Annotated in this window: 13 protein-coding genes; 7 read left to right on the top strand and 6 right to left on the bottom strand. The window is 65.4% G+C overall.

The features are described from left to right. Positions 1–68: 68 nt before the first annotated feature. Positions 69–821 carry an IclR family transcriptional regulator gene (locus tag CEY05_RS02280; protein WP_088595764.1) on the top strand — a complete coding sequence of 251 codons (753 nt, stop codon included), beginning with the start codon at positions 69–71 and terminating at the stop codon, positions 819–821. Positions 822–868: 47 nt separating this feature from the next. Here CEY05_RS02280 and CEY05_RS02275 read toward each other — a convergent pair whose 3' ends face one another. From CEY05_RS02275 to CEY05_RS02255, 5 genes are all read right to left on the bottom strand, one after another. Continuing rightward, positions 869–2980, bottom strand: a complete 2112-nt coding sequence (locus CEY05_RS02275; protein WP_233161314.1) for an acetate--CoA ligase family protein — start codon at positions 2978–2980, stop codon at positions 869–871. Positions 2981–3007: 27 nt separating this feature from the next. Beyond that, positions 3008–4000 (bottom strand): acryloyl-CoA reductase, encoded by a 993-nt coding sequence (locus CEY05_RS02270; protein WP_088595762.1) that lies wholly within the window; start codon positions 3998–4000, stop codon positions 3008–3010. A gap of 10 nt (positions 4001–4010) precedes the next feature. Then, positions 4011–5195, bottom strand: a complete 1185-nt coding sequence (locus CEY05_RS02265; protein WP_088595761.1) for an acyl-CoA dehydrogenase family protein — start codon at positions 5193–5195, stop codon at positions 4011–4013. A 124-nt stretch (positions 5196–5319) separates the two neighbouring features. Next, positions 5320–6297 carry a tripartite tricarboxylate transporter substrate binding protein gene (locus CEY05_RS02260; RefSeq protein WP_088595760.1) on the bottom strand — a complete coding sequence of 326 codons (978 nt, stop codon included), beginning with the start codon at positions 6295–6297 and terminating at the stop codon, positions 5320–5322. A 63-nt stretch (positions 6298–6360) separates the two neighbouring features. Continuing rightward, entirely contained in the window at positions 6361–7527 is a 1167-nt protein-coding gene (locus CEY05_RS02255; RefSeq protein WP_088595759.1) for an acyl-CoA dehydrogenase family protein, read from the bottom strand. 171 nt (positions 7528–7698) lie between these two features. On the opposite strand from CEY05_RS02255, the gene CEY05_RS02250 reads away from it, so the two are divergent. Both CEY05_RS02250 and CEY05_RS02245 read left to right on the top strand, forming a co-directional pair. Next, positions 7699–8574, top strand: a complete 876-nt coding sequence (locus CEY05_RS02250) for an IclR family transcriptional regulator (protein ID WP_088595758.1) — start codon at positions 7699–7701, stop codon at positions 8572–8574. Beyond that, entirely contained in the window at positions 8567–9334 is a 768-nt protein-coding gene (locus tag CEY05_RS02245) for an IclR family transcriptional regulator (protein WP_088595757.1), read from the top strand. Before CEY05_RS02250 ends, CEY05_RS02245 begins: the two co-directional genes overlap by 8 nt. 112 nt (positions 9335–9446) lie before the next feature. On the opposite strand, the gene CEY05_RS02240 is transcribed toward CEY05_RS02245, so the two are convergent. Next, positions 9447–10412 (bottom strand): LysR family transcriptional regulator, encoded by a 966-nt coding sequence (locus CEY05_RS02240; RefSeq protein WP_088595756.1) that lies wholly within the window; start codon positions 10410–10412, stop codon positions 9447–9449. Positions 10413–10532: 120 nt separating this feature from the next. Here CEY05_RS02240 and CEY05_RS02235 point away from each other — a divergent pair, with 120 nt between their 5' ends. The 4 genes from CEY05_RS02235 (at position 10533) to CEY05_RS02220 (ending at position 14942) form a co-directional block, all read left to right on the top strand. Next, positions 10533–11609 (top strand): TauD/TfdA family dioxygenase, encoded by a 1077-nt coding sequence (locus CEY05_RS02235; protein ID WP_088595755.1) that lies wholly within the window; start codon positions 10533–10535, stop codon positions 11607–11609. A 114-nt stretch (positions 11610–11723) separates the two neighbouring features. Further along, positions 11724–12743 carry a tripartite tricarboxylate transporter substrate binding protein gene (locus tag CEY05_RS02230; protein WP_088595754.1) on the top strand — a complete coding sequence of 340 codons (1020 nt, stop codon included), beginning with the start codon at positions 11724–11726 and terminating at the stop codon, positions 12741–12743. Between the two features lie 116 nt (positions 12744–12859). Further along, a complete protein-coding gene (locus CEY05_RS02225; protein WP_088595753.1) occupies positions 12860–13363 on the top strand; it encodes a MarR family winged helix-turn-helix transcriptional regulator in 504 nt (167 codons plus the stop codon). Beyond that, on the top strand, positions 13356–14942 hold the full coding sequence (locus CEY05_RS02220; RefSeq protein WP_088595752.1) for an MFS transporter: 1587 nt from the start codon (positions 13356–13358) through the stop codon (positions 14940–14942). Before CEY05_RS02225 ends, CEY05_RS02220 begins: the two co-directional genes overlap by 8 nt. The last annotated feature ends 7 nt before the right edge of the window (positions 14943–14949 follow it).

Genomic DNA, 14949 nt, shown 5'->3' with positions numbered 1-14949 from the left:
GCAAAGCCATGTGACGTCATGTGCCGATCATGTGTTAACGTCCCAATCCCAACATTCGGGAAATTGATATGGACAAGACGCTGCTGAAGGGCTTGATGGTCCTGGAGGCCGTGACGGATGTCGACGCGCCGCCGTTGACCATCGAGGCCCTCGCAGAACGCGTGGGCCTGACGCGCAGCAACACGCACCGTACCCTGCAGACGCTGATGCATGCGGGCTATGTGGTGAAGAGTGAAGATGGCGGCGGCTACCGCGGCGGTATCAGGCTGTTCGAACTGGCGGCCCGGCAGTTGGCCAAGATGGATGTGCGGCGCCTGGCTACGCCCTTCATGCGTGAACTGGCGACGAAGACGGGGGAAACCGTCCACCTGTCCATACTCGATGGCATGGATGTGGTCTACATCGACAAGATCGACAGCCCGCAGCCCATCCGCGCGTATTCGATGGTCGGCGGCCGAGCGCCCGCCTATGCCGTGGCGACCGGCAAGGCTTTGCTGGCTTACCAGGCGGAAGGCTATCTGGACACGCACGCGCAGAACCTGACCGGGCATACGCCCGCCACACTGACCTCCCTGGTGGCACTGAAGACCGAACTGCGCAAGGCGGTACGCGCGGGGTATGCCGTCAACCGCGGGGAATGGCGGGCTACGGTAGGCGGCGTCGCGGTGACGATATTCAATGCCCTGGACGATCCGATCGCGGCCGTGGGCATTTCCGGTCCCATCGAACGTTTCACGGCCACCAAGATCAAGCAGTGGGTGCCTGAAGTCCAGGCTTGTGCGCACGCGATATCGGCGTTGCTGGGACACCCCGGGGTATAGCGCCGGGGCGGGTATACGCCGCGAACACGGCGGTTATCCACCAGATCCTATGCGCGCGCCTGTCCCGTCGCTGCGGCGCTGACGGTCGTTATCACGGCATCGAGCGCGACCACGCCTTGTCCTTGACCGAGCACCACCAGCGGATTGACCTCCACGGAGGCCAGCTCGCCGCGATGCTGGCTGGCAAACGTGGAGAGCGACACCAGGGCGTCCGCCAAGGCATCGATGTCGGCGGGCGCCGCGCCACGCGCGCCGGCCAGGACAGCGTAGCCCTTGGTCTCCGCGATCATGGCCAGCGCCTCGGCGCGCCCGAAAGGCGCCAGGCGGAAGCTGACGTCCTTCAGCACTTCGACGAAGATGCCCCCCAGGCCGAACATCACGATGGGCCCGAATATCGGATCGCGATGCACGCCGATGATGCATTCCACGCCGGCAGGCGCCATGGGCGCCACCAACACGCCGTCCCGGCGGGCTTGCGGGCAATGCCGGCTGCTGGCATCCACGATCGCGGCGTAGGCCGCCCTCACCTGCTCGTCGCCAAGCACGTTCAGCTTGACGCCCCCCACGTCGCTCTTGTGCAGGATATCGGGGGAAACTATTTTCAGCACTACCGGTCCGGCACACGAGCGCGCGACCGCCACGGCGGCCTCGGCATCCTGGACCACGACACTGCACGAAACCGGAATGCCCGCTAGTGCCAAGGTCTCCATGGCCTGCACCTCGTTATAGGTGCCGCGCAGGCACGCTTGCCCTGCGACGGGCATCGCCGCCACCGGCGCGCCGTCAGCCCGCGGCCTGACCACCGCGGCCAGGGTCTTCACCGCGGCGCTGGGATCGGCGAATACCAGGCATCCCAGTGCCTCCAGTTCGCGGCGGCGAGCGGGGGGAAACAGTGCGCTGATGGCCAGGGGTACGTCCGGATGACGCGCCTGCATGGTGCGAGCGAAGGTCTCGAAGGTGGGCCACAAGGCTTCCGACGAGCCGGCCGCGGCAAGAAACACCGCCATCGCATCGTAGGTGCCACCTGCCAGTACATCCTCCGCGGCGCTGAGCAGCAACCCCGGCTCTGAGACCGCCTGCCCCGTGACATCGATGGGATTGCGCGGGCTGCCGAAAGGCATGCGTTCCAGCAGCCGCGCCTGCACGTCGGGCGCGGGCGAAGGCAAGGTGAGCCCGGCATCGCTGGCTTCGTCCGCCATCAACGCGCCCACGCCGCCGGAGATCGTCAGGATGCCCAGGCGCCGGCCTTGCGGCGGCTGCTTCCACGTATCCAGGGCATAACCAAGGTTGAAGAATTCTTCTATGGTGCGGGCACGCACGGCGCCGTACTGGCGAAACAGCGCGTCATAGACCGCGTCGTCGCCCGCGAGCGCGGCGGTATGCGACGCCGCGGCCTGTGCCCCGGCCTGGGTCCGGCCTATCTTGGTCACGACCACCGGCTTGCCGGCAGCGCGGGCCGCGGCCAGGGCGTGGCGCAATTTCTCGCCATCGCGGCAACCTTCCATATACGCCATGATGACGCGGGTGTCGTCATCCTCGGCCAGCCACGCGATGCAGTCGGCGACGTCGATATCCGCCTCGTTACCCGTGCTGATCCAGTGCGAGAGCCCCAGGCCACGGTCTCGCGCCATGCAGAAGGCATAGGCGCCGAAGGCACCGCTTTGCGTCACCATGCCGATGCCGCCTGCCGCAACCGTGCCGCCGGCCGCTGCCGGCGTGAACGTGGCGTAGACCCGGCGGCGGATATTCATGAAGCCCAGGCAGTTCGGTCCCAGCAGCCGGATGCCGCGTGCCTGTGCGACGGCGCATAGCTGTTCCTGCAGGGTCTGGCCTTGCGCGCCGATCTCGGAGAAGCCAGAGGTAAACACCACGGCGCCGCCGATCTGGCCGGGGCGTGCGCGTTCCAGGGCCGCCGCCGCGTGCACGGCGGGTACCGCCAGTATTGCCAGGTCTATCGGCGTATCCACGGCGTCCAGTCCGGCAATCGCCGTCAACCCCTGTACCTCGGCGGCGCGCGGATTGACCGGCAGGACCAGGCCGTCGTAGTCGTACTTCCGCAGCAGGGAAATCGGCATGGCCCCGATCTTTCCAGGGGTGGCCGAGGCGCCGACGACGGCAATACTGCGCGGGGAAAACAGATGGGACAGGGAGGAATGCATAGTCTGGATCATGTTCGGTACGGCAACTCAGGAAAATTTCACGACGCAGCGGCCGATGCTGTCGCGTGCCAGCATGGCGGCCAGGGCTTGCGGCAATTCGCCGGGCTCGATCACCCGCGTGGCGGCAGCCAGCCGCGTGGGCCGATATTCATCGGCCAGCTTTTGCCAGATCTGGCGACGCAAAGGCATGGGGCTGTTGGCATTGATGCCGAGCAGCTTCACCCCCCGCAGGATGAAAGGAATCACCGTCGTCGGCAGCTCCGCGCCACCGGCGTTGCCGAAAGCCGCCGCCACGCCGTCCGGCCGCAAGCAGGCAATGACGTGCGCGAGCAGATGGCCACCCACCGAATCCACCACGCCATCCCATCTGGCTGACATCAAAGGACGCGCGGGTGCGGACAGATCCAGCGGAGGAATGACCTCCGCGGCGCCCAACGCGCGCAGATACGCTTCGGCTTGCGGCTTGCCGGACATCGCCCACACCCGGAAGCCACGCTTGCTCAGCATGTCGATGGCGATACTGGCGACACCGCCCGTGGCGCCTGTCACCAGGATGTCGCCACGGTTCAGCCCGCAGTGCTCCATCCAGTGCAGCGACAAGGCCGCGGTATAGCCCGCCGCGCCCAGCACCGCTGCATCGAGCAGGGTCAGCGGCGACGGCAGGGGCAGCACCCAATCATGGGGCACCCTTGCATACTGCGCATAGCCACCATCCGCATCGACCCCGATACCGAAGCCATGCACCACGACAGGCATGCCGGGGGTCAGGGCGGGATCGGCCGACTCGACCACCGTACCGGACAGGTCGATACCCCCGATACGCGGGTAGGCCCGCACGATGTTGCCGCGACCGGCCTGGGCCAGGGCATCCTTGTAGTTCAGTCCCGCGTACGCGACCTCGATCAGGGTGTCGCCGGGCGACAGCATGTCCGTGCGCAAGGTATCGAAGCGGCCCTCGGGCGGCGCCTTGTCCGATGCGCCGGCATGCAGGCGGTAGGCAAGAAACTCGTCATTGAACATGCGTGTCTCCTTACAGACGTGAATGCTGCGATAAGCAGCGACGTGCGATCGATGCGCGATGCAACTCGTTGGCCCCGTCATAGACCCGGAAGGCACGCAGCTCCTGCCAGATCATGGACACGGGGCTGTCCTCCGACAGTCCAAGCGCCCCCATCATCTGTACCGCGCGGTCCGCCACGCGATTCACCGTCTCGGAGACGAACACCTTCGCCATGGCGCTGTGCTGCTTGACGGACAGCCCGGCATCCAGGCGCGCGGCGCATTCCATCGTCATGAGACGGCTGGCGTGAAGCTCGATCTGCGAGTCCGCCACCATGGCTTGTATCTGCTGCAGATCCGCCAGGCGCGAACCGAAGGAATCACGTTGATTCACATAGACGCTGGCGCAATCGAGCGCCCGACGGGCGCGGCCGATGTAGCGCATGCAATGCAGCAGGCGCGCCGGTTCGAGTCGCAACTGGGCGTGCGCCAGGCCCTGGCCCGGTACACCCAGCACCGCGTCATCCGGGACTGCGCAGCCGTCCAGGAAGATTTCCGCATGGCCGCCGATCTGATAGCCGGTCACCATGCCGATGTCGCGCACGACGCGATAGCCTGGCGTGTCGGCGGGCACCAGGAACAAGGTCACGCCCTCGTCCGCGCGGGCCAGGATCAGGGCAAAGTCGGCACCGACGCCACCGCTGATGAACTTCTTGTGCCCATGCAGCACCCAATGCCCGTCACGGCGCGTGGCGCGCGTCTGCAACATGGACGGATCGGACCCGGCGCCGGGGGCAGGCTCGGTCATGGCGAAACAGGCGCGCTGCGTGCCGCGCGCCAGGGGCTCAAAATAGCGCGCCTGTTGTGCCGGCGTGCCAAGTTGCAGCAAGGTGAGCATATTGGGTTGGTCGGGCGCCGCGCAGTTCAGCGCGGCGGGTCCCAGGAAACCGCGGCCCGCCTCTTCGAGGACACGGGCCAGCGCCTGCCAGCCCAGGTCCAGGCCGCCCAGGGCCCGCGGCAGCTGCGGCGCGTAGATGCCGGCCTGGCGCGCCTGTTCGCGCAGCGTTTGCACACGCTGGTCCAGCGCCAGCACGTCGCGGGCGATGGCGGGTGATTCGGCGGGAATGGCCACCTCGTCGACAAAGCGGCGCACCCGTTCGCACAGGGCACTCACTTCTAAATCCCCATCCCCTTCCTTTTGCCTGCCCTCTTGCATGGCTGCTCCTCGATCTTCATCGGTATGGACGGGCGTGCCGCCACGGCTACGCCCAGGCCCCACTTTCCCGCGCTGCGCGCGGCTGCTGGCGCCGGCGGGCGGCACGGCGCGTTACGCTGCGCGACTACTCGATCTTCGTTCCGGTCGACTTGACCAGCTTGCCCCACCAGACGGTTTCATCGGCGATCTGCCTGGCGAACTCGGTGGGCGAACTGCCCAGGGGCTCGGCGCCGAGATCCTGGAAACGCTGGCGCAACTGGGGATCCTGCAGCGCCTTGACCACCGCGGCGTGCAGACGCTCGATCACGGCGGGATCCGTGCCGGCCGGCGCCATCAGCCCTTTCCAGGCCATGACCACGAAGCCTTTCTCGCCCGCCTCGTCGAAAGTCGGGATATCCGGCGCGGCGGTGGCGCGCTGGTCGCTGGGCACGGCGAGCGCCCGCAGATTGCCGGCCTTGACCTGCGGCAGCAGCGCCGGCATGTTGTCGATGATGAAGTCGATATGCCCCGCCACCAGGTCGGTGACCGCGGGACCCGTGCCCTTGTAGGGCACATGCTGCGCCTGGATGCCGGCTTTCTGCTTGAGCAGTTCGCCTGCCAACTGCGCCGGCGAGCCATTACCCGGCGATCCGAAGGACAGCTTGCCGGGGTGCTGTTTGGCGTACTCCAGGAAGTCCTGCAGGTTGTGTACCGGCAGGGACTTGTTCACCACCATCAGGTTGTGCTCGCGCTCCAGGCAGCTGATGGGCGCCAGGTCCTTGGCGGGGTTGAACGGCATATGGCTGTACAGGCTGGGATTGATGACCGTGGGCCCGGCCGCCGCCAACAGCAAGGTGTAGCCATCGGGTGCCGAGCGTGCGACGAAATCGCCGCCGATGTTGCCGCCGGCGCCCGGCCGGTTCTCCACGATGACCGTTTGTCCCAGCAGCGGATGCAGCGCTTCCGCCAGGATCCGGCCCAGGACATCGGTGGATCCGCCCGGCGCGAAGGGTATGACCAGCCGGATGGGGCGGTCCGGATAAGCAGCATGGGCAGGCGTTGCCGCGCAGGCAAACACGGTGGCGGCAACGCACAGCCATTTACGCAAATGCTTCAGTAGCATCGAAGTCTCCTTTGGATTGATGGGCCGGCGGTTTCTGCAGACCGCGGTCCCTTTAGGTACTACTTATCTTCCGGGCGTGTAGCCTGCCTGGGTCAAGGTGTTCCTGGCGATGGTCAGCTGATGGATCTGGCTGGTTCCCTCGTACAGGCGGAACAACCTGACGTCTCGATAGAACCTTTCGATGCCGTAATCGCTGATGTAGCCGTAGCCGCCGTGCATCTGCACGCAACGATCGGCGACACGGCCGCACATTTCTGAAGCGAAGTATTTGCAGATCGACGCATTCAGCGTCACGTCCTGCCCGGCGTCACGTTCACGGGCGGTCTGCAGGATCAGCGCGCGCGCGGCTTGTATTTCCGTCTGGCAATCGGCCAGCATGGCCTGCACCAGCTGGAAATCCATCAATGGCCGACCGAATTGCTCTCTTTCAGCCACGAAACGCATGGTGTCGTCCAGCATCCGTATGGCGGGCCCCACGCACAAGGCCGCCAGGTGTATGCGCTGCTTGTTCAAGACCTTCATGGCCGTCTTGAAGCCCTGCCCTTCACGGCCCCCGATGATGTTGCTTGCGGGCACCCGGCAATCGTTCAAGTAGACCGCGGACACCGGCGAGCCAGCCTGCCCCATCTTGTCGTACGGCTCACCCGTCGACAGGCCCGGCGTGCCCCGCTCCACGAGGAAGGCGGTAATCCCCTTCGCGCCGGGCTGGTCGGGATCGGTGCGCGCCATGACCGTGAAGAAATCCGCCAGTGGCGCATTGGTGATGAAGCACTTCTCACCGTTGAGCACGTAATGGTCGCCGTCTCGTACCGCCGACGTGCGTAGCGCCGTGGCATCGGAACCAGCGCTCGGCTCGGTCAGCGCAAAGCAGCCGGTCACTTCGCCGCTGGCCAACCTGGGCAGGTACGCTGCCTTTTGCGCTTCCGTGCCGTCGGCGACCAGGGCCTCCGAGCCGATACCCGTATTGGTGCCGACGCGCGCCCGGAACGCCACGGAGCATTGCGACAACTCCAGGGCGGCCCGGATCAGCTCTTCGGTGGTCATGCCCGCGCCGCCGTAGGCTTGCGGGATGGAGTAGCCAAACAGCCCCTGCGCCGCCATCGCCTGCACGAGATCCGCCGGCACGTCGTTCAAGCGGGCTACTTCCGCCTCGCGCGGCGCCAGACGCTCGCGCACGAACTTGCGCAGCGAGTCGATGAAAGTCTCGAAACCTTCGGGGTCGCGTATCACTCATGTCTCCTGATTGCCTGCCTTTCCTCTGTCGGGGAGGCTATTGCCGCAGGCTAGCAAAGGCGCGGAAATTCCGAGACTTCTGTTTCGTTATTTTGAACGCCGTCCCTCCTTTCCAGGCTTGGGTAGCGCTATGATCTGCCACGGCAATCACGCAATAGTCCAACGCCCATGCCCCGCAGCCCCTTGCACGCCGATCCCGGATTCGCCACGACCCTGGCGCATGGACTGGCCTTGCTGCAAACTTTTCGCCATGGCGAGCCGGCCCTCAGCAATCGCGAACTGGCCGACCGTACCGGGCTGTCGAAGGCCACCATTTCAAGGTTGACCACCACTTTGATGCAGCGCGGCCTGCTGCGTTACGACGCCGGCCTGCGCCGCTATCTGCTCGGGCCGGCCCTGCTTTCCTTGAGCTATCCGCTGCTGGCCAGCATCAAGCTGCGCCAACTCGCACGGCCCCATATGAAGCGGCTGGCCGACGCCGCCGGCGGCTCCGCATCGCTGGGCATGCATCACGGCTTGCATATGGTCTATCTGGAAACCTGCCGGGGACACGATGCCGTTGCGTTTCGACCGGATATCGGTGCATTGCTGCCGCTATTGTCCTCCGCCATGGGCCGGGCGTGGCTGGCGCAGGCCGACGCGCGGGGAGATCCGCAGGGCCGGACGGCGCTGGATGCCTTGCGCGCCAGCGACGCGGCCGCCTGGAAGCGCTATCAACCCGCCTGGGAGCAGGCCCGGCAGGACTATGCGGAATTCGGCTACTGCGTTGCCGAGGGAGAATGGCATGCCGACGTGCACGCCGTCGCGGTGCCTGCGGGCAAACCGGTGGATGGCGAAATCCTGGTCTTTAATTGCGGCATTCCCGTGCGCCGGCTGCGTGGCAATGAACTACGCGCCCGCATCGCGCCCAAGCTCATCGCGCTGGCGGCGAAGATGGACAAGGCCATTCCTGCCGTAGTGGACGAAGCGACTGGAGCGGACGCAACCGCTGGGGCGAACGCAATCGCTGGGGCCGCCACGGCCGTTGGGACGCTGCGTGGCTAAGGATGCTGACTTCGCGACCACGCTGGCCCATGGGCTGGATATCCTGGCCTGCTTCAGCGCCGATTCACCCGTGCTCGCCAACAAGGACTTCGCGCTGCAGACCGGCATGTCCAGGAGCGCCGTGGCGCGCCTGACGCATACCCTGGTGGAACTCGGCTATCTGCGCCGCAGCGGTACGCCGCCTCGCTATCGTCTTGGCGCATCGGTCCTGGCGCTCAGCTATCCCTTGCTTGCCAGCATGCAGATACGGCAACTGGCACGGCCGTTGATGAAACAGCTGGCCGACCATGTCCGCGGCGCCGTGTCGCTGGTCGTGCGGGATCGCTTGCAGATGGTCTATGTGGAGTCCGCTCGCTCCAATGAAGCGTTGCAAACCAGGCCCGACATCGGTGCGGCCTTGCCGCTATTGTCCAGCGCCGCCGGCAAGGCGTGGTTATCGCGCGCGACGGTTGAGGAACGCAGCAGCGTCCTGAACCAGCTGCGCGTGGCCGATCCGGCGCACTACGCCGCCCATATAGACACCTTGCCTGCCGCCCGACGGGATTTGGAGAGCAAGGGCTATTGCGGCAACAACATGCAGTGGCGGCCGGATGCGCTCGGTTTCGCCGCGCCCTTGGCCAGGCCCTATCAGTCGCTGCTCTATGTATTCAACTGCGGTGTACCGGCTTGCGATGGGCCCTACCGTGAGCGCGCCGCCGATATCGGGCCGCGCCTGGTCAGCCTGGCGCGTGAGACCGAGCGTTTGCTGGGGCTGGATTGATTTCTGCATCGATCGCTGCCAACGAGGCGGGCAGACCTGCGGGGCGAACCAGCGGCAGGGTTTGACCGCGGGTTTCAGTCACGGGTTTCAACCACGGTTTCAAGCACGGGTTTCAACCACAAAAGGCCCGCATTTTCTCCTCGTTGAACACGACCTCCATCTGCGGATGGCGTTCGATGCGCTGTACCGCTTCGGTCATGGCCTCAAGCAGCGCCGTCGCCGAGGGCGACAGCCCCCGCCCGCGCTTCTTGACCACATACAGGCTGCGGCGCAGCACCGGCTTGGCCAGGGGCTTGAATCGCAGCCCTCCGGCAACCAGTGGCTGCGCCGCAAGCGCGGGCAAGGCAGCGAAGCCCAGGCCGCGCGCCAGCAGCGGAAACAGCGACGACATGGATCCAACCTCGTAGTCCGGATGCTTGTGGCGCGCGGGAATCTTGGGATGCAGGTCGACCAGCGCGCGTATCCCGTTCGAAGGATGCAAGGCCACCATCGTATGCGCCGACAGCCGGCTCCAGGGAATCGGCTCGGCGGTCGCCATCAAGTCATGCCCTTCGCGGAAGACGGCGCCATAGGCATCGCGCAGGATCAGCGCCGTGTCCAGGGACGGCACCGGTTGGAACAAGGTGGTCACCCCGAAATCCGCTTCACCGGACAGGACCTGCCGGCAGACGCCCTCGGTAGTTTCCTCGCGCATGCGCACGGTAATGCCGGGGTAGCGCTCAGCCAGATGGATGACGGCGGGCGACATCACGTAGTTGATGAATGACGCTGCCGCGGCAACCACCGCCGAGCCCCGCTGCCGCGTGGCGGCCAGGCGCAATTCGTCCAGGGACTCCGACAGATCGCGCAGCATGCGTTCCGCCGCGGGAAGGAAGCGTTCCCCCTGCAGGGTCAGCGTCACGGCCCGGGTCGAGCGGTCGAACAGCCGCATGCCTATCTCATCCTCCAGGATCTTGACCGAGGTCGTCAGGGTCGACTGCGTGACATGGAGCTTCTCCGACGCCCTGGTGAAGCTGCCCTCGCGGGCCACCGCCGCGAAGGCTCGCAACTGCTTCAAGGTGATGTTGGCGAAATTCATTTATTCATCGAAGCGATAAATTGATCAATATTCTTCGCTGGCTGCGATTTCGTCCGCTCACTAGACTTATATCGACGTTCCAACGCGAGCACAAGCGCAATTATCAAAAGGAGACCGGCCATGCCGACCGCTGCGATGAATCACACCCCTGCCTTGCCCAGCCGCATCGACGGACCGGGCGCGTGGCTGGGGGCCGACATGGCCCGCGATACCCGCTGGATCGAACAGCTGTCCACCGCCGAGATCGGCGAGATCGATGCCGCCATCCAGCAGCATCATGCATCCGGACGCCCCTTCGAGGATATCTCTCGTCCAAGTTTCCAGCTGCCGTCGCTGGGCCCGCGCTTGTCGGCCATGCGCGAGGAAGTGCTCAATGGCAGAGGATTCGTACTGATCCGCGGCTTCCCCGTCGAGCGGTATTCGGTGGAAGAAGCGGCCATCGCCTACCTGGGCATGGGCGCCTGGTTCGGCAGTTTTCGTTCGCAGAATGCGGCCGGGCATTTGCTGGGCCATGTCCGCGACACCGGGGCCGACATCAACAAGCCCGCGACCCGCTACTACCAGACCAATCGCCAGCTGGAGTACCACACGGATTCCTGTGACATCGTCGGCCTGCTGTGCCTGAAGACGTCGCGCTCCGGCGGCGAGAGCCGCATCGTCAGTTCCGTTTCCCTGTACAACGCCATGATGGAGCGCCGGCCCGACCTGGCCGAGCAGCTCTTTCATGCCTTTCCGACAGACCGCCGGGGCGAGGTGCCTGAAGGCGCCCTGCCCTGGTTCGACGTGCCCGTGTTCAATTGGCTGGACGACCAGCTCACCACCATCTACGTCGGCCAGTACATACGCAGTGCCCAGCAACATTTCGCCCAAGCGCGCCGTTTGACCGACAAGGAGCAGGAGGCGCTGGCGCTGCTGGATACGCTGGCCAACGATCCCATGTTCTGCCTGCAGATGGAGTTCCGCCCGGGCGACATGCAGTTCCTGCATAACCATCAGATCCTGCACTCGCGCACGGATTTCGAGGATTGGCCTGAGCCGGAGCGCAAGCGTCACCTGCTGCGCCTGTGGCTCGCTCCCAAGGAGGCGCGCAGGCTGCCGCCATCGTTCGCGGCCCGCTATGGTTCGCTTACGCCCGGTGAACGCGGCGGCATCATCGTCCAGGGCACCAAACTCAATTTTTCCCTGGCGACGGCCTGAGACGGGCCCGTAACCCGGGCTGTCGCAAAGACCTGAAGCAGAGGCTTTGACCCGGGCCCATGGCGGGACCCGAGACAAAGCCCGATATCCCTCAAAAGAAGGGAGGAGACAAACATGAATCGACGCCAGTTCCTTAGTGATTTTCTCGGCACCGGGGCCTCCGCCGCCGCGCTGGCCACCTGTACGCTCACGCCTGGACTGGGGCTGTCCGAGGCGCGCGCCAGTAGCGCCTGGCCTACCCAGCCGCTGCGCATCGTCAACGCCTATCCGCCGGGTGGCATCGTCGACATCCTTGCCCGGCTGGTCGGCGCGGAGTTGTCCCAGGACCTGGGCCAACCCGCCATCGTGGAAGACAGGCCCGGCGCGGGTGGGAATATCGGCACCGCTTATGTGGCCAGGGCCGCCAAGGATCCCTACACCCTGCTGCTCGGTGCCAGCGGCCCCCTGGCGATCAACGTCTCGCTCTACAAGAACCTGACCTACGATCCCACGCGGGACTTCACACCGATATCGTTGCTGGCTGCCACGCCCCTGGTGGTCGTCACCAGCAGCAAGTCCGGGATCCACAGCTTCAAGGATCTGCTCGCCCATCTGAAGGCCAGCGAAAGCAAGCCGCCTTTCTACGGGTCCGCGGGCACCGGCACGCCGCAGCATCTGGCCGGTGAAATGCTGAAGCAGAAAGCCAATGTCCGCGCGACCCACGTTCCCTACAAGGGCGGTGCGCCGGCGGTGGTGGCGGTGATCGCTGGCGAAGTCCTGTACGCCTTCGAGAATCTGGCGCTGGTGCAGCCGCACATCCAGGCCGGCCGCATGCGGGCCCTGGCCGTTTCGAGTCCCACCCGCACGGCCTTGCTGCCCGACGTACCCACCGTGGCCGAAAGCGGCTTGCCGGGCTTCGAGGCGCGCGGCTGGTATGGCCTGCTGGCCCCGGCCGGTATCCCCCCTGACATCGCCGCGCGCCTGAGCGCCGCCACCATCAAGGCAGCCAGCAAGCCCAAGGTCCGTGACGTGATCGCCTCCTTCGGCTCCGACAATGTGTCCGACGGCCCGGCAGCGTTCTCCAAGCTGATCGCATCGGAAATCGTCAAATGGCGTGCGATCGTCGAAGCCGGGCATATCACGCTGGACGGGTGACAGGGCGGCGCGGGCGGGGCGGGCTGCGCCTGCCCCGCTTTGCGCCCGTTGACCGTCCCAATACATGCATATACACTTATCCAATTAGTTGCATATGCATGTATTGGATATATCGAATGGCTGAAGAAATCAGGGAAAGGCAGGAATCGCGCTGCAACTGTGGCGCGCTGCGCAAGGCGGCTCGGCGCATGTCGCGGATCTATGACGAGGCCCTGGCGCCTGTCGGCCTCGGCGCCAGTCAGCACGCCATCCTGGCGGAACTTGCGCGTTGGGCGGACCGGCCGCCGACATTATTGGAGCTTGCCGACGCCCTCGTCCTGGACCGGACCACCATCGGGCGCAATCTGCGTCCCCTCGAACGAGACGGCTTCCTTACCGTTCTGACCTCCGACAGGGATCGAAGAAGCAAACTGGTCTCGCTCACCACCGCGGGTAAGCGAAAGCTCGCACAGGCCAGCGTCCTGTGGCAGCAGGCGCAGGACAGCTTCGAGCAGGCGTTCGGATCGACGCAGGCGCGCCTACTCCGGTCGCAGCTTCTGGCGATCGCCAACGGCGACCTGTCCGCTGCAACGCAGAAGAACAACCAGGCGGGGCGGCGTCCAGGGGGCCGGCATGAGTAAGCCTGCAAAGTGGTCCGCCCGCATGCCAGAGACGAAAAGAAAATTCCTGGTCCTCGTCACGATGGGCTTGATCTCGTCATTGATCATGCTCGATTCAAACATCGTCGCGGTCGCCCTGCCCTCGATTGCCAGATCACTCGGCGCTGCCTTTACTGAAATCGAATGGGTCGTTAGCGCCTATATCCTCACCTTCGCGGCCCTTCTGCTCGCGGCCGGCGCCTATGCCGACCGGCACGGCCGCAAATTGGCCATGCTGATAGGCATCGCCATATTCACGGTGGCTTCCGGGCTTTGCGGCATGGCGACATCGGCACTGATGCTCAATCTGGCCAGGGCTTTGCAGGGCATAGGCGCCGCCCTGCTCCTGACGGCCTCCCTGGCCGTAATCAATCACACGTTCGCGGGCGCTGAACGTGCCAAGGCCTACGCATTCTGGGGCGCCTGCCTGGGCATCGCCATCACCTGCGGTCCCATCATCGGCGGCGTGATTACCGCGCTGTTCGGCTGGCGCTGGGCATTCCTGATGAATCTGCCGATCTGTACGGTGCTGTTCATCGCGGCATGCATGGTGGTCGAGGAATCGTCCGACCACGAGGCCAAACGCCTCGACTACGCGGGAATCGTCACCTTCAGCACGGGACTATTCTTCCTGATATGGGCCCTGATCGACGGGAACAATCTTGGCTGGCTCGGCAAGGATATCCTGACGCGCCTGCTGGTCTCCGCCGTACTGCTGGTCAGTTTCTATTTCATCGAAGCGCGGCAGCTGCGCCCCATGGTCGATTTCTCGCTGTTTCGCCAGCCTACGTTCCTGGGTTCGGCGTTCGCCATGCTTGGTTATGCGGGAGGCGCCCAGGTCCTCATCTTTTTCCTGCCCCTGCTCCTGCAGAATGCCTACGGCTTCGCGCCCGCTACCGCCGGCGTGGCGATGTTGCCATTCGCCCTGCCCATGTTCCTGACGCCGCGCTTTGGCGCGGGACTTGGCGCGCACTATTCCGGCCGCGTACTGCTGACCCTGGGCCTGGCAATCACGACGGCCGGCAATCTGCTCATGTACGCGTTCTCGACCGCGCACGCTGCTTATCCGATATTCGCGGTGGGCATGTTGATAGCGGGTATCGGCGCCGGCCTGCTGAACAGCGAAACCGCCAAGGTCATGCAGGGCGCGGTGCCCGCGCAACGTGCCGGCATGGCATCCGGAATTTCAGCCACCACGCGTTTTGTCGGGTTGCTGGTCGGCGTGGCCGCGCTCGGCGCGGTGCTGTCGACCGGCGTGACCAAACGCTTCGTGGCCTCGGAGAGCGTCAAGGAACTGGCTCCGGATCTGGTGGCCAGCGCGGCAAAACGCGTTGCTTCGGGCGATTTGAGCGGGGTCATCGGCATGTTGGGGCACTCGGCTCAGGACGCCATTCATGCAGCGGCGGCGGCGGCCTTTGCGGGCGGCTTTGGCGACACCAGCCTGATCGCCGCGATCGTGGCCGCGATCACCGGCCTGCTGGCATTTGTTTTCGTTCGCGCAGCCGAAACGGCGCCGGTGAAAGGAGGCAAGGCCGCCGAGATCGCACCGGCGATGGAGTAGCGGCCTG

This window comes from Achromobacter sp. HZ34 (assembly GCF_002209485.1).
GTDB lineage: Bacteria > Pseudomonadota > Gammaproteobacteria > Burkholderiales > Burkholderiaceae_B > Bordetella_C.
The sequence above is the reverse complement of the archived record's forward strand: the minus strand, read 5'-3'. Positions and strand labels throughout refer to the sequence as shown.

Excerpts from the sequence above, each read along its gene's own strand:
- CEY05_RS02260 (WP_088595760.1), bottom strand. The coding sequence starts at position 6,297 with ATGCTACTGAAGCATTTGCGTAAATGGCTGTGCGTTGCCGCCACCGTG.
- CEY05_RS02220 (WP_088595752.1), top strand. The coding sequence starts at position 13,356 with ATGAGTAAGCCTGCAAAGTGGTCCGCCCGCATGCCAGAGACGAAAAGA.
- CEY05_RS02235 (WP_088595755.1), top strand. The coding sequence starts at position 10,533 with ATGCCGACCGCTGCGATGAATCACACCCCTGCCTTGCCCAGCCGCATC.
- CEY05_RS02270 (WP_088595762.1), bottom strand. The coding sequence starts at position 4,000 with ATGTTCAATGACGAGTTTCTTGCCTACCGCCTGCATGCCGGCGCATCG.
- CEY05_RS02280 (WP_088595764.1), top strand. The coding sequence starts at position 69 with ATGGACAAGACGCTGCTGAAGGGCTTGATGGTCCTGGAGGCCGTGACG.
- CEY05_RS02265 (WP_088595761.1), bottom strand. The coding sequence starts at position 5,195 with ATGCAAGAGGGCAGGCAAAAGGAAGGGGATGGGGATTTAGAAGTGAGT.
- CEY05_RS02275 (WP_233161314.1), bottom strand. The coding sequence starts at position 2,980 with ATGCATTCCTCCCTGTCCCATCTGTTTTCCCCGCGCAGTATTGCCGTC.
- CEY05_RS02230 (WP_088595754.1), top strand. The coding sequence starts at position 11,724 with ATGAATCGACGCCAGTTCCTTAGTGATTTTCTCGGCACCGGGGCCTCC.
- CEY05_RS02250 (WP_088595758.1), top strand. The coding sequence starts at position 7,699 with ATGCCCCGCAGCCCCTTGCACGCCGATCCCGGATTCGCCACGACCCTG.
- CEY05_RS02225 (WP_088595753.1), top strand. The coding sequence starts at position 12,860 with ATGGCTGAAGAAATCAGGGAAAGGCAGGAATCGCGCTGCAACTGTGGC.
- CEY05_RS02240 (WP_088595756.1), bottom strand. The coding sequence starts at position 10,412 with ATGAATTTCGCCAACATCACCTTGAAGCAGTTGCGAGCCTTCGCGGCG.